The 16,914-nt window shown below is 36.5% G+C and carries 21 protein-coding genes; 7 read left to right on the forward strand and 14 right to left on the reverse strand.

Annotated elements, in window-relative coordinates; translation table 11 throughout:
* Positions 1–3 precede the first annotated feature (3 nt).
* Positions 4–732, forward strand: a complete 729-nt coding sequence (locus tag RNZ46_RS06180; protein ID WP_316984509.1) for an energy transducer TonB family protein — start codon at positions 4–6, stop codon at positions 730–732.
* On the opposite strand, the gene RNZ46_RS06185 is transcribed toward RNZ46_RS06180, so the two are convergent.
* Positions 716–1,333, reverse strand: a complete 618-nt coding sequence (locus RNZ46_RS06185) for a thioredoxin family protein (protein ID WP_316984510.1) — start codon at positions 1,331–1,333, stop codon at positions 716–718. The genes RNZ46_RS06180 and RNZ46_RS06185 overlap by 17 nt on opposite strands.
* Positions 1,334–1,477: 144 nt before the next feature.
* On the opposite strand from RNZ46_RS06185, the gene RNZ46_RS06190 reads away from it, so the two are divergent.
* Positions 1,478–2,044 (forward strand): DNA-3-methyladenine glycosylase I, encoded by a 567-nt coding sequence (locus RNZ46_RS06190; RefSeq protein WP_316984511.1) that lies wholly within the window; start codon positions 1,478–1,480, stop codon positions 2,042–2,044.
* Positions 2,016–2,288 (forward strand): hypothetical protein, encoded by a 273-nt coding sequence (locus tag RNZ46_RS06195; protein WP_316984512.1) that lies wholly within the window; start codon positions 2,016–2,018, stop codon positions 2,286–2,288. Before RNZ46_RS06190 ends, RNZ46_RS06195 begins: the two co-directional genes overlap by 29 nt.
* Here RNZ46_RS06195 and aat read toward each other — a convergent pair.
* From aat to RNZ46_RS06210, 3 genes are all read right to left on the reverse strand, one after another.
* Positions 2,280–2,906 carry a leucyl/phenylalanyl-tRNA--protein transferase gene (gene aat, locus RNZ46_RS06200; protein ID WP_316984513.1) on the reverse strand — a complete coding sequence of 209 codons (627 nt, stop codon included), beginning with the start codon at positions 2,904–2,906 and terminating at the stop codon, positions 2,280–2,282. The two genes, RNZ46_RS06195 and aat, sit on opposite strands and share 9 nt — an antisense overlap.
* 159 nt (positions 2,907–3,065) lie before the next feature.
* Positions 3,066–3,443, reverse strand: a complete 378-nt coding sequence (locus RNZ46_RS06205; RefSeq protein ID WP_316984514.1) for a DUF3127 domain-containing protein — start codon at positions 3,441–3,443, stop codon at positions 3,066–3,068.
* 52 nt (positions 3,444–3,495) lie between these two features.
* A complete protein-coding gene (locus RNZ46_RS06210; protein ID WP_316984515.1) occupies positions 3,496–4,365 on the reverse strand; it encodes a flavin reductase family protein in 870 nt (289 codons plus the stop codon).
* Positions 4,366–4,575: 210 nt separating this feature from the next.
* Between RNZ46_RS06210 and RNZ46_RS06215 the strand changes: the two genes are divergently transcribed.
* Both RNZ46_RS06215 and RNZ46_RS06220 read left to right on the forward strand, forming a co-directional pair.
* Positions 4,576–5,733: a sensor histidine kinase gene (locus RNZ46_RS06215; RefSeq protein WP_316984516.1), complete on the forward strand. Its 1,158-nt coding sequence runs from the start codon at positions 4,576–4,578 to the stop codon at positions 5,731–5,733.
* A gap of 12 nt (positions 5,734–5,745) precedes the next feature.
* Entirely contained in the window at positions 5,746–6,096 is a 351-nt protein-coding gene (locus tag RNZ46_RS06220; protein ID WP_316984517.1) for a hypothetical protein, read from the forward strand.
* On the opposite strand, the gene RNZ46_RS06225 is transcribed toward RNZ46_RS06220, so the two are convergent.
* Positions 6,091–6,480 (reverse strand): HIT family protein, encoded by a 390-nt coding sequence (locus tag RNZ46_RS06225; RefSeq protein WP_316984518.1) that lies wholly within the window; start codon positions 6,478–6,480, stop codon positions 6,091–6,093. The genes RNZ46_RS06220 and RNZ46_RS06225 overlap by 6 nt on opposite strands.
* A 156-nt stretch (positions 6,481–6,636) precedes the next feature.
* A complete protein-coding gene (gene greA / locus RNZ46_RS06230) occupies positions 6,637–7,110 on the reverse strand; it encodes a transcription elongation factor GreA (protein WP_316984519.1) in 474 nt (157 codons plus the stop codon).
* Positions 7,111–7,304: 194 nt separating this feature from the next.
* Between greA and RNZ46_RS06235 the strand changes: the two genes are divergently transcribed.
* Positions 7,305–7,730 carry a Rieske (2Fe-2S) protein gene (locus tag RNZ46_RS06235; protein WP_316984520.1) on the forward strand — a complete coding sequence of 142 codons (426 nt, stop codon included), beginning with the start codon at positions 7,305–7,307 and terminating at the stop codon, positions 7,728–7,730.
* A gap of 125 nt (positions 7,731–7,855) precedes the next feature.
* Here the strand turns inward: RNZ46_RS06235 and RNZ46_RS06240 are convergent, their stop codons facing one another.
* From RNZ46_RS06240 to RNZ46_RS06275, 8 genes are all read right to left on the reverse strand, one after another.
* Positions 7,856–10,093, reverse strand: a complete 2,238-nt coding sequence (locus RNZ46_RS06240) for a TonB-dependent receptor (protein WP_316984521.1) — start codon at positions 10,091–10,093, stop codon at positions 7,856–7,858.
* Between the two features lie 300 nt (positions 10,094–10,393).
* Complete coding sequence (arfB, locus tag RNZ46_RS06245; protein ID WP_316984522.1) at positions 10,394–10,801, reverse strand: alternative ribosome rescue aminoacyl-tRNA hydrolase ArfB; 408 nt, start codon at positions 10,799–10,801, stop codon at positions 10,394–10,396.
* Entirely contained in the window at positions 10,798–12,351 is a 1,554-nt protein-coding gene (locus RNZ46_RS06250; protein ID WP_316984523.1) for a DUF4301 family protein, read from the reverse strand. Before RNZ46_RS06250 ends, arfB begins: the two co-directional genes overlap by 4 nt.
* Entirely contained in the window at positions 12,351–12,920 is a 570-nt protein-coding gene (locus RNZ46_RS06255; RefSeq protein WP_316984524.1) for an AAA family ATPase, read from the reverse strand. The genes RNZ46_RS06250 and RNZ46_RS06255 overlap by 1 nt, the downstream gene beginning before the upstream one ends.
* Complete coding sequence (pnuC, locus tag RNZ46_RS06260; RefSeq protein WP_316984525.1) at positions 12,881–13,513, reverse strand: nicotinamide riboside transporter PnuC; 633 nt, start codon at positions 13,511–13,513, stop codon at positions 12,881–12,883. The genes RNZ46_RS06255 and pnuC overlap by 40 nt, the downstream gene beginning before the upstream one ends.
* Complete coding sequence (locus tag RNZ46_RS06265; RefSeq protein WP_316984526.1) at positions 13,497–13,757, reverse strand: thiamine-binding protein; 261 nt, start codon at positions 13,755–13,757, stop codon at positions 13,497–13,499. The genes pnuC and RNZ46_RS06265 overlap by 17 nt, the downstream gene beginning before the upstream one ends.
* 102 nt (positions 13,758–13,859) lie before the next feature.
* Positions 13,860–14,591 (reverse strand): phosphoglycerol geranylgeranyltransferase, encoded by a 732-nt coding sequence (locus RNZ46_RS06270; RefSeq protein ID WP_316984527.1) that lies wholly within the window; start codon positions 14,589–14,591, stop codon positions 13,860–13,862.
* 100 nt (positions 14,592–14,691) lie between these two features.
* On the reverse strand, positions 14,692–15,315 hold the full coding sequence (locus RNZ46_RS06275) for a 4'-phosphopantetheinyl transferase family protein (protein WP_316984528.1): 624 nt from the start codon (positions 15,313–15,315) through the stop codon (positions 14,692–14,694).
* Positions 15,316–15,446: 131 nt separating this feature from the next.
* Between RNZ46_RS06275 and ahcY the strand changes: the two genes are divergently transcribed.
* A complete protein-coding gene (gene ahcY / locus RNZ46_RS06280) occupies positions 15,447–16,763 on the forward strand; it encodes an adenosylhomocysteinase (protein ID WP_316984529.1) in 1,317 nt (438 codons plus the stop codon).
* Positions 16,764–16,914: the final 151 nt, after the last annotated feature.

A 16,914-nucleotide genomic window follows, 5' to 3' on the forward strand; every position in this document is an offset into this window, starting at 1 on the left:
TAAATGAACTCAGATTTGAACCTAACAAATCAACATAAAGCCCTACTTATTACCTTGCTTTTAGCGGGCACCGTGGTACTTTCTATTTTCAATTTAAGCCTTAAAAAACAAAGTGAATTTATTTCTGAAAGTTACTATGAAATGGAGCCCGAAGAAGAACTCACCGAAGAAGAAATAAAAATACTTGAAGCCTTAGAAAACTTAAATGCCAGTAAGGCAGAAACCAATAAAGCCTTTAACGAAACCAGCAACAACAAACAGTTTGCCCAGGCCTATAAACCCATTGCGCCACCTGAGGATTATGTGCCAAAAAACAGCGGTGCACCCGAGCAAAATAACGCTTTTAAAAAAGTATATGAGAGCTCTGATGATTCTAAATTAAATACCGAAGAACTCTCGTCGTTTAGCAAAGTAAACGACTTGTTAAAAAAACAGCAAGACGAGGGCGCCAACACCAAAAGCACCATCAGCTATTCGTTAGTAGACCGAAAAAAAATATACATTCCAATTCCGGTTTACCTCTGTGAAATTGGCGGTAAAATTGTTATAAACATTACCGTTAATGCCCAAGGCGATGTAACCGATGCCTATGTAAACTCGTCTTCATCCACATCAAACGAATGCTTGGTTGAACACGCATTGGAGTATGCAAAAAACGCTCAGTTTAGCACCGATACTTCTAAAAAAAGCCAAATAGGTTCTATTACATTTAACTTTATTGGCAAACGGTAGGCTGTAATTCGCACAGCAATTCGGTAAGATCATTTATTACATTTTGTCCCTTATCGTTATTATACCAATGCTGTAAATCTTCTTTAAATTCTGGAGTTAATGTGCCGTATTTTGCTTTAAATCTATTCACATAGTTTGTGGCTTCAGTTGGTCGAGGCCCAAAAGTATTTACAACATTACCTGTTGCATTTTCAACAATGATTAACTTCGGAATTGCCCTTCCACCATTGGTTAAAAAGGCATTCATTAAATCTGGATTGTCATCACGAAGTACAATTCTTAAATCAATATGGTCGTTTAATTCGGCCACCTTATTTATGGCAGGCACTACATGAGCCGCATCGCCACACCAGCTTTCGGTAAGTAGCAACCAGGTCATATTTTCTTCAAAAGACTCTATTCTTTTTTTAGCATTCTCCGAAATTTTTATGGTTTTATCCCAGCGGTTCATCCGTCTGTCGTTAAGCTTGGTATAGTCAACCATTGCTTCACTTTTATCGTCTCCAGTGGTCGAATTATCTACAACCAACTGCTTTACCAAATTTCTGTATTCGGCATACGACATGCTATTTTTTAAACTATTTTTTATAATAGAATCCATGATTTTATGTTTTATTGACAAAATATGATGGCACAAATTTAGTACCTTGGTGTTTTATTTAAGATGATATTTGTCATGTTTTAAATTTAAACCTTACAGCCCAAAATGGGCTCCTAATTATTAATGTTTATTTATTAATAGCTTATGGAAAAAAAACATAGATGTGGCTGGTGTGTTGGAGATAATTTATACGAAACTTATCATGACAAAGAATGGGGCGTTCCGGTTTATGACGATGCGACGCTTTTTGAGTTTTTAATTTTAGAAACCTTTCAAGCGGGTTTAAGTTGGATTACCATTTTACGCAAACGCGAAAACTTCAGGAAAGCCTTTGATAATTTTGACTATAAAAAAATAGCCCAATACAACCAAGATAAAATTGACGCTTTATTGCAAGATGCTGGTATAATAAGAAACAAGCTGAAAGTAAAAGCCACCATTACCAATGCCCAAGCTTTTATGAAAATTCAGGAAGAATTTGGATCGTTCTCAAAATACATTTGGGCTTTTGTTGATGGCAAACCTATTAAAAACAAACTTAAACACTACACCGACGCACCTGCCAACACGCCTTTAAGCGATGCCCTAAGCAAAGATTTAAAAAAACGTGGATTTAAATTTGTGGGCTCTACCGTAGTTTATGCGCACATGCAAGCGACTGGAATGGTTAACGACCATGAGCTTGGGTGTTTTAGGTATGAAGAAGTATAGCTACAAAACTGAAAAACAGATTAAAAATTTACTTGGGGGAACAGTTAGGTGGATTTTAGCTTACCTCTATGGTATTATTTTAAAAAAAGAGAAACCTAAAAGAAAAGATTTTATTTTTGGACCTAAAAAGGAAGAAGATTATTTCGGGTACACAAATACGCAACATAGAAATACCATTTCTGCCATTATTGCTTCATTTTTAATATTAAAAATAATAATTAAATTTTTTAGATTACTATTTTAAATACTCCAAAAACAAATCTCTTGAAATCTCCTCAGCGCCCAAACTTTCTAAATGTTTGGTGTACACTTGGCAATCTATAAGCTTGTAATGTGTGTTTTGTATAAACGTTATAAAACCAGCTTTACTGGCGTTGCTTTCTTTGGTAAACATGCTTTCGCCACAAAACACATTATTGCCCAAATCGATGCCGTATAAACCAGCAACTAGATTGTTATCGCGCCAAACTTCAACGGATTTTGCATAGCCCAATTCGTGTAGTTTCGTGTATGCCTCAATCATAGTATTGGTTATCCAAGTGCCTGTTTGTCCGTTGCGTTTTATTTTCGAGCATTCGGTAATCACCGCTTTAAACGCTTTGTTTACGGTAACGGTATAATCGCGATTGCGCAATATTTGTTTCATGCTTTTTGACACTTTAAGCTTTTCTGGAAACAGCACAAATCGCGGATGGGGCGACCACCATAAAATAGGCTCTTCGGCCTCAAACCAAGGAAAAATACCGTTTTTATAAGCGTGCAACAGACGCTCAACCGACAAATCACCTCCAATGGCGAGTAATCCGTCTTCGGTGGCTTCATTTACGTTTGGGAACCAAATCTTATTTGTTAAGTAGTGCATTATAATAATAATTGACAGATTGCCACACTTCGACCGCGCACAATGTAGGCTGTTTCATCCTCGCAATAACGTAAAAATAAAAAAACCTCCTAGTTTCAAAAAACAAAGAGGTTGTATAATTAAGATTCCCACCTACGCGGGAATGACAAACTAGTTTTATTAAAAAGGCAAATCGTCGTGATCGTCTTCTTTTAAATCGCCTGCAGGCTCAAACGCATCCATTGGTGGCACAGGCGGTAAGTTTTCGCCAGTAGCTTCAGTTTGTAAAGCTTCTATTCTCCAGCCTTGAATTGAGTTGAAATATTTAGTTTCGCCTTGTGGATTAACCCACTCTCTACCACGTAAATTAATATTTATTTTTACTTGTTGCCCTACTTGATAGTTATTTAGTAAGTCTGTTTTATCTTGTACAAATTCCACCATAATGTGTTGTGGATATTGCTCTTCAGTAGTTACAACTATTTCTCTTTTTCTAAACCCATTGTTTCCAAAAGTTTGAGTTTCTCCTACCATTTTTATTCTTCCTTGAACTTCCATTTAATCTATTTTTATTCTTTATTAATATTCTTTATTTAGTATGGTCTTAAAATTAAGACAGTAATATTTTCCAAGCACTTTCAACATCGCCAAAACTTAAATAATTTCGCGCCAATTTATGTTTTTGCCGGTGCGTTGCCGTTTTAATGTTTGGGTAACGTTCGCCCAAATCTTTAACAAACTCATCAACGCTAGCTTCGGTTGGCAAAGCTTCAATATTACCCAACATGCCCAAATCGTTTCCAGTTAAAACCATGCTGTTTTTTACAAAATCAGGAAAACTATCAACACCAATACCTAAGGTTGATAAGGGTTTTGGGATTTCAAAAAAACCTTTTTTAGCTCTGCTGTAGTAACTGCCACCGGCTCGGGCTACTAAATCTAATTTTTGTTGATTTATGGCGCCATCTTCATTTAAAACCTCATCATCAATATGTAGTTTTACAACTTCGCAAATAATTAAATTTCCCGCGCCACCTTCGCTTCCCAATTTCACAATCTGGTTGACTTTACACTCAAATTGCACGGGCGATTCGGCCACACGAAAGGGTTTTACAATATCGGATTTCAACATGGTTAAACCCGCCTTTTCAAACTCGTTAACCCCTTCGGCATATTCGGTGCTACTTAACGATGCTTGATGCACCATATCGTAATTCACCACATTTATCACCACTTCTTTTATGGCCTCAACATTTTCCAAGGTGTGTTTGGTGGTGTTATTTCTAACCCGACGCGCCGGTGAAAAAATCATAATGGGCGGGTTGGCACTAAACACATTAAAAAAACTAAATGGCGATAAGTTTGGGTTACCTTCGGCATCTAAAGTACTTGCAAAAGCAATAGGTCGCGGTGCCACGGCGCTTAACAAATAACTATGTAATTTGCCTATTGAAAGGTCTTTAGGTTCAAACGACGTCATTTAACTTTAAAAGTTTTCACAAAACTAATCAAAAAAAACATGATAATTTAAACTAGTTTTCAACATTAGTTTGCCACTGTCAACAATTTACAATTATTTTCGCCAGATGGCCTGCAATGATGCTAGCAAATAACTAAAAACCGATTTACCACCAACTCGCGCAATAATATTAACAGATTTGCATTATATTACTGATTAATTAAAATTGGAATGATTTTTACCGAGTACAAAAATACGTTTCGTTGGGTTATGATAGCCGCTTCGTTTATAATCGTATCGCTTATCTTATGGAAAACCTATGAGTTTTTTCAGCATTTTAAAGAGGAAGAGCGTGTAAAAATGGAAAATTGGTCGTTTGCCCAAACCGATTTACAAAAAATGAACAACCTTAATGTTGATATGGGCAATTTGCCCCTAAAGGTAATTACAAGCAACACCACAACACCAATGATTCTGGTTGATTCGGATGGTAACATTTCGAGCTATAACAACATTGACGATACCAAAGCCGTAGATTCAACTTATCTTAAAAACCTAATTTTAAAATTTGAAAAGGAAAATACGCCCATAGAGGTGAAACAAGATGGCGAAATTATAAGCACGATATATTATGGAAATTCGCCATTGTTAAACAAACTGGTTTATTATCCGTTTGCATTAATTTTAATAGTAGTTTTGTTTGGTGCCGTTATATTTTTCTTTTATCGCAGCAATAAAAATGCCACTCAAAACAAACTATGGTCGGGCATGGCAAAGGAAACGGCACATCAAATTGGTACGCCGCTATCTTCTTTAATTGGATGGACTGAGATTTTAAAAAGTGAAGAAGTAAATCCTGAATATATTGTTGAAATTGAAAAGGATGTGGACCGCCTGAAAACCATTACCGAGCGTTTTAGTAAAATAGGCTCCATCCCCACTTTGGAAGTTGCCGATATTATAAAAGAAACCATTGATGCTTACGATTATTTAAAATCGAGATCATCAAAACTCATCGATTTTGAAATTATAACCCCAAGCGGAGACATCCCCGTTAAACTCAATAAACAACTGTATAGTTGGGTAATTGAAAACTTGGTTAAAAACGCTATTGATGCCATGAAAGGCAGGGGCAGGCTTACCGTTGAAATCTCTCAGCTTGAAAATAACGTAAAAGTAAGTGTAACCGATACCGGAAAGGGGATTCCTAAAAATGAATTTAAAAAAATATTCGAACCCGGATTTACCTCAAAAAAACGCGGTTGGGGATTGGGTTTATCGCTTACAAAACGTATTATAGAAGATTTTCACAATGGGCAAATTAAAGTGTTGCAATCTGAATTAAACAAAGGTACCACCATACAAATTGCTTTAACACGAGCCGTTTAAAATTGTTAATTTATGTCTGAAAAATTTATAACCATAAAAGAAGTTGCGCTAAATAACAACTGCCCCGAATGCTATAGTAAAGATGGGCTGCGCTTAACCTTTAAGCAGAAATTTTTAGATACCAAATTTTACAAATCGATTACCGCCGATGTTAGCAGCAGTATTGCTTGTAAAACCTGTAATACTACGATTTACCCTGTACAATGGACCGATGACATTGAACGCGTTTTTGAATACCACCATAGAGCATTAGAGCCCAAAAAAGCATCAACTTACTTAAAAAAACTATCGTGGATTGCTATCCTTTTCATCGCCATAGTAATAGCGGGTATAGTTTTTACGGTGTTTTACGCCAAATTATAATTGTGCCTTTATAGCTTCGGCCGTCGCTTGAAATTCTTCAGCAGTCATTTTTGTTTTTTGGATAAAACGCGCGTCTTCCATAGAGTGCAGCGGAATTAAATGCACATGCACATGCGGCACTTCCAACCCAATAACGCTCATCCCAACGCGTAGGCACGGAATGGCCTTTCTAATAGCCAAAGCTACTTGTCTGGAAAATTCCATTAAGCCATGATATGTCACTTCATCTAAATCGAAAATTTTATCCACTTCCTTTTTAGGAATACAAAGTGTATGACCTTGGCTGTTTGGATTTACATCAAGAAAAGCTAAAAAATCGTCGGTTTCGGCAACCTTATAACAAGGAATTTCGCCATTTACTATTTTCGTGAAAATTGATGCCATAAATCTTGAGGGTTTTGAGAGTATATGTAAATATAAAAGATTCCTGCTTAACATTAAACAGGAATCTTTTATATTTATTCAGTTGAGGCTGTGTAATAAGCAACGCTAATGTCACATTGAGCAATAAAGAATTTTTAGACAGCCTTATCTATTAATTTATCTGGAAATCTCAATAATATCAAATTTCATCACACCATTTGGCACTTGTATTTCGGCCACTTCACCAACCGATTTACCTAACAAGCCTTTACCGATAGGAGAATTTACCGATATTTTACCCGCAGCTAAATCTGCTTCACCATCTGCAACCAAAGTGTAGTTCATTTCCATACCATTGGTCTGGTTTTTAATCTTCACCTTAGACAATACCAATACTTTTGAAGTGTCTAATTGCGACTCATCAATTACGCGCGCACCGGCCAAGGCATCTTCTAATTTGGCAATGCGCATTTCTAACATCCCTTGAGCCTCTTTGGCGGCATCGTATTCGGCGTTTTCACTTAAATCGCCTTTATCTCTGGCTTCTGCAATGGCTCTTGACGCTTTTACGCGCTCCACATCCTTTAATTGCTTTAACTCTGCTCTCAATTTTTTTAATCCTTCTGGTGTATAGTATGATACTTTACTCATAACATCATCGTTTATTTAATAATAAAGATGCTGAAACAAAAGATTCATGAATATCTTGATTTAAATGGATATTTGAATAAACAAGTTCAGCACATAAAAAAAATCCCGCGTACACGAGATTGCTTAACAAATATACAAAATATTTATCTCAATTTCCTTTTTGTTAGTAAATTGCGATTTAATTTTAAAACCTCATGAAGCCTTATTTCTATATTTTAATTCTGATATTTTTCACGGCGTGCAGCAAAAATAATGATGATAAAAACTGTAAATTTTTATTGGATGTAAGTGTTAACGTAACTATCAATTTAAATTTGCCACAATACAACCAACTTAATTCGATAGGCAATTCTGTTTACGTGGCCAACGCGGGCAATGGTGGCGTAATTGTTACCAATGCCGGTTCTGGGTTTTTAGCTTGGGACGCTGCCGACCCCAACCACGCACCAACCTCTTGTTCGGTAGTTTCAGGTTCTGGATTAGAAGGTACTTGTGGTTGTACAGATGCCAACAAATATAGTTTTGTAACCGGACAACCTCTAGAAAATTCAACCCTGCAATGTGGTTTAAGAAATTACCGTGTTGAACAAAACGGGAACTCACTTTTAATTTTCAATTAAAGCCTCCCCTAACCCCATTATAGGAGGGGAATTAGAAAGTTCAACTATACTTTTAGATTCCCGATTTCTCGGGAATGACAGTTTCAAGGGAAACCCCGAGGTAGAACCTCGGGGAATTCTTTTCATTAAAACTTTAAGGTTGCCCCAAGCAAAAAGTTTGTGGTTGCTTGCGGATAGTAGCCTGCACCCTCAATGGTTGTTGTAACTCCCGGAGTGCTCCAAGTGTCATCATAGGTATAATAATATCCGTTTGACACATATTTTTCACCAAAAATATTATTTACCAATCCAGAAAGTGTAATGGATTTAAAAAGCGATTTGGTTTTAATTTCATAAGTGACATTAAAATCATTTACAAAATAACTGTCTAATTTTGAGGCTTCCGAATCGTTATTTCCCATAAATTGTTCACCGACGTATTTGCTTAAAAAAGACATTTGAAAATGTGTTGATGGACTATAAATCAAAGCATTGGCCGCAACCAGCTCCGGTGAAAATGAAATATTTGTTTTACCTAAATTTTCTAAAACCCCATCACGTTGGAAAAACGATTCTTTATTTTTATTTGAACTTATTGTAAAATTTGGTTGCACAGCAAACTGCTCAGAAATCCGTATAGCGGCATCAACCTCTAAGCCCAAACGATAACTTTCGCCACTATTGGTTCTAATAGGTGTGCCCGTATTGTCTATGGCACCTGTTAAAACCAATTGCTCATTGTATAGCATATAATAGGCATTGGCGTTAATTCTGAATGCTCTATTACGGTGCCTCCAACCTAATTCGAAATCGTTTAACTGCTCTGGTTTTATGTTTGGATTGCTTTCAAAATCGCTGCGGCTTGGTTCTCGATTTGCCCGAGCATAAGAAAAATACAGGTTGTTATTAGCATCCAATTCATACGTAATTCCCGCTTTGGGATTGAAAAAGTTATACTGCTCATCAACCAATAAATTAATTCTGTCTGATGTTAAACCGGTGGTTTTATAATTTACAAAACGCATTTGCAAATCGCCGTACAAACTCACCTTATCATTAAGTCTGTATGTGGCCTTTGTAAATAGACTAAAGTCTTTTTTCTTGCCTTGTCCGTTATAATAATGGTCGCCTATTTCAGAATCACTGGCAAAACGCGCCCATATTATTTCACCAAAATGGTCGCCAATATAACTGCTGTACGATAGTCCAAAATTCATGTCCAATACATTCTTTTTATAATTTGCACCGGCATTTACAACATAAAAGTTGTTATCTAACCAACGGCGACGAATTAAATCGGTTTCATCAATGGTTTCGCCACCTATATTTATTGGGGTTAAATCATATTCATCAAAAGGCTCGTCTTCTTTATATTGTTCAAAATAACCACGTCCTTTGGTATAATTCAACGCTAGGTTTGTAGACCAATAGTTGTTGTATCGTTCATTCCAATGCAATTGATAATGGTCTTGCTGATAATTATCTTCTTCATTTTCATGAAATTGAGTATTCCCATTTTCATCGGTGTATTCACCAGCGGTATTATAGGTTCTATTATTGGCTAAAAGATCTAAATCCTCTAAACCATTCCAAGATTGATAGGTAATTTCATGGCCGCTAAAAGTAATGGCCTTTATTAACGTGTTGTCATCGACATAAGCCCCTTGGAGGAAATACGATTTTAAATCGGATGAGGCCCTATCAATATAACCATCGGATTTAATTTTAGATAATCGCCCTGCAATTTCTATGTTATTATTGAGTTTACCCGTGCTAAATTTAATACTGTGCTTTCTGGTATTATAACTTCCGAAGGTATTGGAAATTTCTCCCTTAGCTTCCTCTGAAACCGCATCGGTAAGTACGTTAATACTCGCGCCAAAAGCACCCGAACCGTTGGTTGATGTACCTACGCCACGTTGTAATTGCAGACTTTCTACCGAAGATGCAAAATCGCCTAAATTCACCCAAAATGTCCCTAAAGACTCCGCATCGTTGTACGGAATACCATTGAGTGTAATATTGGTGGATTGCGCATTAATACCACGAATGCGAATACCCGTGTAACCCACACCGGCACCGGCATCGGTAGTGGTTACAACCGACGGTAAATAGTTTAATAAAACAGGAATATCTTGCCCTAAATTGCGTTTTTCCAACTGTTTTTTAGTAACGTTGGAGTGTGTAATGGGCGATGTAGCATTTACACGAACGGCTTTCACTAAAACTTCGTCTAGTTTTTGTGTTTTAGTTGAATCTTGTTCGGTTTGATTTTGTTGTGCACTAACCCCAAAGGAAAGTAGAACACCAAATAAGGTTAAACACTTTTTTTGATAAGATTCCTGCCTTCGCAGGAATGACAAATTTTCGAATAAATTTTTCATTACGATTGTTTAAAATCGAATAAAAAGAGGTAATTATTCTTTATTATTAATAATTAGTTTTTTTTGAACGTTAGAAATATTTAGTTGAAATTTAGCTTAGTTATTAGCATCAAACAAGATGAGCTAATCGCACTCGCTAAAAATGTCTACTAGACGTTTTCTTGACGCTCGATTCCTAAACAGCATTACCTGTTCTAGGTTCAATGGGTGTGATCTCAGCCGATAATAGGCACCCCTTTTTTGAGAACGCTGCAAAGTTAGATAAGAATTAACAATTAAAAGAGCAAAAGGGGAAAATAATTAATCCAAATCCGGTTTTTTTCGATGCGCCTTTTTTTCTGAACGATGCCGTTTGTTTTTTAAGCGTTTTCTAATAACGGATTTCGGGATTTTGGTTGGAATTCTTTTTTTTGGAATAATTAACGATGTTCTTATTAAGTCGAAAAACCGCTTAATTACCAAGTCTTTATTTTTATGTTGACTCCGGCTTTCATCGCAGTGTAAAATTAGCATACCATCTTTGGTTAACCGGTGTTGAAGCTTGTTTTGTAAGCGTTCTTTTTGATGCTCGTTAAGCGCAAGCGATTCCAATAGATTAAAAGTCAACTCCATTTTTGAAGATACTTTGTTTACATGCTGTCCGCCAGCTCCAGAACTTCTAACGGCTTTAAATGTTAACTCTTGCAATAAGGCTTCTTTATTAATCATGCTAAATCTTGGTGCTCGGGTTTTAGCAAATCGTTTACCGTTTTTACAGGGTTAAAGGTTTCTAAAGGCACTTCAACAAAAATGGAATTCCAATAGGCCATACTGCCATTCCACAGTCCGGGTAATTCCAATGCTTGTATATCTGTGCCGTTTTGGGTTTTCATGGTAATAAAAGCGGCCTCGGGATCTACGTAATTGAGAAGATTGAATTTTTCGCCCTTGTAATTTTTAGTGCCACAAACCAAATCGGTTGGGTTAAAGTGGGTGGCGTTTTTTACAATATCGGCTTGTTGGGTGTTTTCAATGTCAATTTGTGCAAATTCTGCTATTTGTAACGAAATGTTCCCGTTTTCGTCTTTTACCCAAAAAGGACCACCTCCGGGTTCGCCCTCGTTTTTTACCATAGCGCAAACACGAATGGGTCGATTTAATTTTTCTATTAAATATTGTTTCTTTTTTTCCGAAGACAAATCATCAAATTCATCGCTAATGGAAACATTCATTTCATTAGAAAGAAACGTCGCCATGGTTAGCATATCTGCTTCTGAAACAGAGTCATTATCTAATTTGTGCAAAAACGAAAAGGCTTTTTCTTGAGCCTGAATAAGCACACCAGCAATGAGTTTTTTATACTTGACCAATTTTTTGTTCCGATTAAAAACCACAATATTATCGACGTTTTTAATAAAAATAAGGTCGCCATCAATAGCATTCAAGTTTTCAATTAATGCGCCATGGCCTGCCGGACGGAATAAAATAGAGCCATCTTCGTTTCTGTAAATCTCGTTATTTGTAGTTAGGGCTACGGTTTCGGTCTCTTCTTTTTGATACGAATACGAGACGTTAAAAACATTGTTTGTCTTTTCTTCTAAATCCTTTTTTATTTTATTTAATTCTGAATCAAAATACGGATGGTGCTTTTTGGAAACCGTAAAATGAAGGTTGGCTTTGTTGTTTGATGAAGCGTACAAGGTAGACTCCAATAAACGCTCATGAAACGCGGTAATAGCGCCTGTTTTATAGTTGTGAAATGGCAGTAATCCTTTCGGGAAAAAGCTATAGTTTAAAGCCTCTTCGCTCAACATGGTTTTTATAAAGGCCAAACACACTTCGTCTTTATTTAAACTTTCGAAATTGGGATGTATCGTTTTTGCTTTTGATAAGACTGCTTCGTAAAACGGAAAGCTTTCTAAATTTGAAACAAAAGTTTTTATGAGGTTATCATTTTGTCTTTCAGCATATTCTTCAATGGTTTCCTGTGAAGGCTTATAATTTTTTAAAAACTGGAACAAAAACTTAAACATACGCGTAGCCGCACCCGAGGCCGGCACAAACATGACGATATTTAAAGCGTCTCTTTTAGCATCAAATAATGCAATAAAATCCTGAATTTCAGCTTCATTATAACTTTTAATACCATTTCCAATATTTGCTGCAGCCACCAAATTAGAATAAGACATCCCGTTTTTTATACGATTTACCTGGGCTTCAATTTGTTTTACAGTAATGCCCTTTTTTTTAATGTGTTGGATGTCTTTTTCTGAAAACATTATTTTTTGTTTTTTAGTAATTTATCAATATGTTTTACGGCTTTTTTCAATCGGATTTGTTTATCGCCTTTTAACAAAACATAAGGTCGGTTGTTATTTATTAAAGCATTCTCGAAAGCACGAAACATCTCTTTTCTGTGTTCTGGTTTATCGCGTAAATCATCAGCTTCCCAAGGCGTATCAATATACGTTAAAAAGTACAAATCGTAAGTATTCTTTAAGGCGTACTTTTCTAAAATGGGGTCGCAGGTTCCGGAGTAATAGGTCTCCGAATACACTTTGGTTTCCAGCAAATCGGTGTCGCAAATTAAAACGGTATTGGTTTTTTGTGCCAGCTCATTTTCAAGTTTCATTTGTCCTTCTGCTATGGGCAATAAGTCTTTTGGCTCACAGGTTTTGCGCTCGTTATTCCATTTGTTTTGCAAATATTCGCGTGCGTATTCTGGCACCCAAACCGAATTATAATAACGCGCCAATTGACGAGACAGTGTTGTTTTCCCTGTTGATTCCGGGCCAAATAAAACTACTTTTATGCAGTTTGCGGGTTGCTGTTTAAGTTTTTCTTCCATGCTAAATAACCGAATATGGCAATAAATGTAAAGCCAAAATACTGAAAACTAGTAAATGTAAAGCCTTTGTAAAAATATAGTGGTATGGAAATCAGGTCTCCGATTATCCAAAAAATCCAATTTTCAAGTTTTCGTCGTGCCATAAGCCACATGCCAACAAAAAATATGGCGGTTGTAATGGTGTCTATATAGGCTACGACACTGGTCCATTTATCAAAGGTTTTATACACCAAATAAACAAATAAAAGGGTTGCTATAAATATAGCTGCGCTTATTTTTTTCTCGCTGAACGTCATTCTAGAAATTGGCGTTACCTGTGTGTCATTCACTTTTCTCGTCCAAATATACCACCCATAAACACTCATTATAAAGTAATAACCATTTATCATCATATCGCCCAACAATTCCCATTTAAACAATAAATACACAAAAATAATGGTGCTTATCATACCCGTGGGAAACACTAAAACATTGTTCTGTTTAGAAAACCAAACAGAAAGAAAACCAAAAATAACGGCTATAATTTCCAGAATAATATCAATGGTTTGATAATCGGAATATTGCTCAAACAAAAAATCAAAAATGGGGCTCATAATTTTGTCTATCTGTTTTTACTATTTTCATGTACAGCAAACCATTTTCAATAAGTTGGAAGGCTTCTTTTATCTCGGTGTTGAGCAAATTCATCACCTCATCGTATTCGCCATAAACCTGTGTGCTCAAAGGATTTTCTAAAACTTTGAGATTTGAGGCTCTTAATTTTTTTATAAAATGAATGATTGCTGGTTCGAACTCGTCTTGCAACGGTGTTAATGTTAATTCTACTGATATTTTCATAATTTATTTTTGTCATTCCCACGAAGGTGGGAATCTTTATCTATTTAATGAGATGCTGAAATACCGAAACAAGTTAAGCACGGGCAAGTTCAGCATGACGTTTTACGTTCTTAAATCGTCAAAAAACGATTCGTCTTCTTCAAAGGCGGTTCCAATTACCACGATATCGGCTCCCGATTGGTACGCGCTTTCCAATTGTTGTTTGCTTTTTATGCCACCGCCAACGATCAACGGAACTTGTATTTCAGCTTTTACCTTTTTAATTATTTCTGTGCTTACGGGTTTTAAAGCGCCACTTCCAGCTTCTAAATATATGAGATTCATTCCTAAAAGCGCTCCCGCTTTTGCAGTATCAACAATATGTTCAACAGCGCTTCTTTCCATCGGTTGTGTGTTTGTTACGCGCTGAACGGTTGTTTCCTTGCCGCCTTCAATTAAAATATATCCTGTTGAAAGCACCTCTAAATTTGTGCTTTTCAACTTTGAAATGGACCTTACGTGCTTCCCAATTAAATACTCTGGATTTCTTCCCGAAATTAAGGATAAAAACAAAAGTGCATCGGCCTTATCGGTTATTTGTGATACGTCTCCGGGAAATAAAATAACGGGTAAATTCGTCTGTTTTTTTATTTCGACAACTACATTTTCAGTCGCATGAGCTTCGTCCGTGCTGCCACCAACAAAAATATGAGTAGCCACCGATTGATTGACCTTTTTAAAGAAACGCGCCGCATTTTCAACGGAAAACTTTTCAGGGTCGATTAAAACGGCCAATAATTTTTCTTTAACAGAAATGGATTTTAGTATGTTTTGGTATATCTTTTTATTTGCCACGAATTCACGAATGTTATTTTAAAAAACAAATACCAAATTCCAAAATACCTAAAAGCGCCTTCATTTATCTGTGTTCTTTTATCTTTAATTCTTTATTCTTTTAAATCGCATAGGCACAAGTAAAACCTTCAAACTCTAAAAAACGAATATTGTATCGGTGTTTTTTGGTTTTGTAATCAATCCAAGCCACGGTTTCTTCATCATTTATATTAAACGGAATCACCAAACAATGCTGCTTAAAACTCAATCCTGGTGTAGCATAAAGCTTGTACAACGATTCCTTTACGCACCAAATAGTGGTGAGTTTTTTTATGTAATCGGCATCATTTTCATCTAAATAATCAAACTCGTAATCAATAAATTTATGTGCGATGATATTAATTTTCTGCCGTTGTTTTTCAATGTCTATACCAACTGCTGTATCACTAACAATAATTGCCGAAAATTGAAACGAATGGGTTATCGAAATATGTTTGCCATCTTTTAAATGGGGTTTTCCGCAGTCATCATAAAACAAATCTTTATCAGCATATCCAAATTCGGCCAATAATTTTCTAACGCTTAAAAAGCCACGTTGATGCAGCTCACTTTTCATACGCAAAACACGCTCTAAACTTTTAGGTTTTAAGCTAAGTGACTGAAACAAATCGTTATAAGGCTCAGAAATCTTCCAGATTTTAACAGTAGTTTGTGAATTTGGAGTAATGGTTTTATATAGTGGCATTTACTATTCTGAAAGTTATTGATTATCTTTGCACTGCCTAAAGCAGATTTGGCATTTTTGTTAAGCGAATTTAACCAAAATAAGTGCTAAATCCCAAGGGCTATTCATTAAAAAAGCAAAGAAAAAATACTATGAGCACAAAAACGATTCCTTATGTTGCCAATAAAGTGAAAGATATATCGCTTGCCGATTGGGGACGCAAAGAAATAGAATTAGCAGAAGCCGAAATGCCTGGGTTAATGAGCCTTCGTGAAGAATACGGAAATTCGCAACCGCTTAAAGGTGCGCGTATTGCCGGTTGTTTACACATGACCATTCAAACGGCGGTTTTAATTGAAACTTTACAGGCTTTAGGTGCCGAGGTAACTTGGAGTTCTTGTAATATTTTCTCAACACAAGACCAAGCTGCTGCTGCCATTGCTGCTGCCGGAACCGCAGTTTACGCATGGAAAGATATGACCGAAGAAGAATTTGACTGGTGTATCGAGCAAACCTTATTTTTTGGTGAAGACCGCAAACCGTTAAACATGATTTTGGATGATGGTGGCGATTTAACCAATATGGTTTTAGACAAATACCCAGAATTGGCTGCGGGCATAAAAGGTTTATCTGAAGAAACCACAACAGGCGTTCACAGACTTTATGAACGCGTAAAAAACGGCACCTTACCTATGCCAGCTATAAACGTAAACGATTCGGTTACCAAATCTAAATTCGATAATAAATACGGCTGTAAAGAATCTGCAGTTGATGCGATTCGTCGTGCCACCGATATTATGCTAGCCGGAAAACGCGTAACCGTTTGTGGTTATGGCGATGTTGGTAAAGGAACTGCTGCTTCTTTTAAAGGCGCTGGTTCTATTGTAACCGTTACCGAAATAGACCCCATTTGTGCATTACAAGCGGCCATGGATGGTTTTGAAGTGAAGAAATTAGAAACTGTTGTTGCTAATTCTGATATTGTAATTACCACCACAGGAAATAAAGATATTGTTCGCGCTGAGCATTTTAAAGCGATGAAAGACAAAACCATCGTGTGTAACATTGGGCATTTCGATAACGAAATACAAATGGCTTGGTTAAACGATAACTACGGAGATACCAAAAACACCATTAAACCACAGGTTGATAAATATACCATTGACGGAAAAGATATTATCATACTTGCCGAAGGACGTTTGGTAAATTTAGGATGCGCCACAGGCCACCCGAGTTTTGTAATGAGTAACTCGTTTACTAACCAAACCTTAGCGCAAATCGAACTTTGGAACAATGCCGACGCATACCAAAACGATGTGTATATGTTACCAAAACACCTCGATGAAAAAGTAGCAAAACTACACTTGGCAAAAATAGGTGTGGAGCTCACCGAGTTAAAACCGTACCAAGCCGAATATATAGGTGTAACGGTTGATGGCCCTTATAAGCCAGAGCATTACAGATACTAATTAAACGTCATTGCGAGGAGCTTGCGACGTGGCAATCTCTTTGTTTGAATTTATAAATTTAATCCCGAGCAGAAATGTTTGGGATTTTTTTATTTGGGCAATTTTATTTTGGCAAAAAAACCAAAATAAACCGCGCTTTCCACTATATCTT

The sequence above is a fragment of the Hwangdonia lutea genome (genome assembly GCF_032814565.1).
GTDB classification, from domain to species: Bacteria; Bacteroidota; Bacteroidia; order Flavobacteriales; family Flavobacteriaceae; genus Hwangdonia; species Hwangdonia lutea.

What these genes read in the sequence shown, in the direction of transcription:
- RNZ46_RS06180 (WP_316984509.1), top strand. Translation starts at nt 4, where the DNA reads ATGAACTCAGATTTGAACCTAACAAATCAACATAAAGCCCTACTTATT.
- RNZ46_RS06185 (WP_316984510.1), bottom strand. Translation starts at nt 1,333, where the DNA reads ATGGATTCTATTATAAAAAATAGTTTAAAAAATAGCATGTCGTATGCC.
- RNZ46_RS06190 (WP_316984511.1), top strand. Translation starts at nt 1,478, where the DNA reads ATGGAAAAAAAACATAGATGTGGCTGGTGTGTTGGAGATAATTTATAC.
- aat (WP_316984513.1), bottom strand. Translation starts at nt 2,906, where the DNA reads ATGCACTACTTAACAAATAAGATTTGGTTCCCAAACGTAAATGAAGCC.
- RNZ46_RS06205 (WP_316984514.1), bottom strand. Translation starts at nt 3,443, where the DNA reads ATGGAAGTTCAAGGAAGAATAAAAATGGTAGGAGAAACTCAAACTTTT.
- RNZ46_RS06210 (WP_316984515.1), bottom strand. Translation starts at nt 4,365, where the DNA reads ATGACGTCGTTTGAACCTAAAGACCTTTCAATAGGCAAATTACATAGT.
- RNZ46_RS06215 (WP_316984516.1), top strand. Translation starts at nt 4,576, where the DNA reads ATGATTTTTACCGAGTACAAAAATACGTTTCGTTGGGTTATGATAGCC.
- RNZ46_RS06220 (WP_316984517.1), top strand. Translation starts at nt 5,746, where the DNA reads ATGTCTGAAAAATTTATAACCATAAAAGAAGTTGCGCTAAATAACAAC.
- RNZ46_RS06225 (WP_316984518.1), bottom strand. Translation starts at nt 6,480, where the DNA reads ATGGCATCAATTTTCACGAAAATAGTAAATGGCGAAATTCCTTGTTAT.
- greA (WP_316984519.1), bottom strand. Translation starts at nt 7,110, where the DNA reads ATGAGTAAAGTATCATACTATACACCAGAAGGATTAAAAAAATTGAGA.
- RNZ46_RS06235 (WP_316984520.1), top strand. Translation starts at nt 7,305, where the DNA reads ATGAAGCCTTATTTCTATATTTTAATTCTGATATTTTTCACGGCGTGC.
- RNZ46_RS06240 (WP_316984521.1), bottom strand. Translation starts at nt 10,093, where the DNA reads ATGAAAAATTTATTCGAAAATTTGTCATTCCTGCGAAGGCAGGAATCT.
- arfB (WP_316984522.1), bottom strand. Translation starts at nt 10,801, where the DNA reads ATGATTAATAAAGAAGCCTTATTGCAAGAGTTAACATTTAAAGCCGTT.
- RNZ46_RS06250 (WP_316984523.1), bottom strand. Translation starts at nt 12,351, where the DNA reads ATGTTTTCAGAAAAAGACATCCAACACATTAAAAAAAAGGGCATTACT.
- RNZ46_RS06255 (WP_316984524.1), bottom strand. Translation starts at nt 12,920, where the DNA reads ATGGAAGAAAAACTTAAACAGCAACCCGCAAACTGCATAAAAGTAGTT.
- pnuC (WP_316984525.1), bottom strand. Translation starts at nt 13,513, where the DNA reads ATGAGCCCCATTTTTGATTTTTTGTTTGAGCAATATTCCGATTATCAA.
- RNZ46_RS06265 (WP_316984526.1), bottom strand. Translation starts at nt 13,757, where the DNA reads ATGAAAATATCAGTAGAATTAACATTAACACCGTTGCAAGACGAGTTC.
- RNZ46_RS06275 (WP_316984528.1), bottom strand. Translation starts at nt 15,315, where the DNA reads ATGCCACTATATAAAACCATTACTCCAAATTCACAAACTACTGTTAAA.
- ahcY (WP_316984529.1), top strand. Translation starts at nt 15,447, where the DNA reads ATGAGCACAAAAACGATTCCTTATGTTGCCAATAAAGTGAAAGATATA.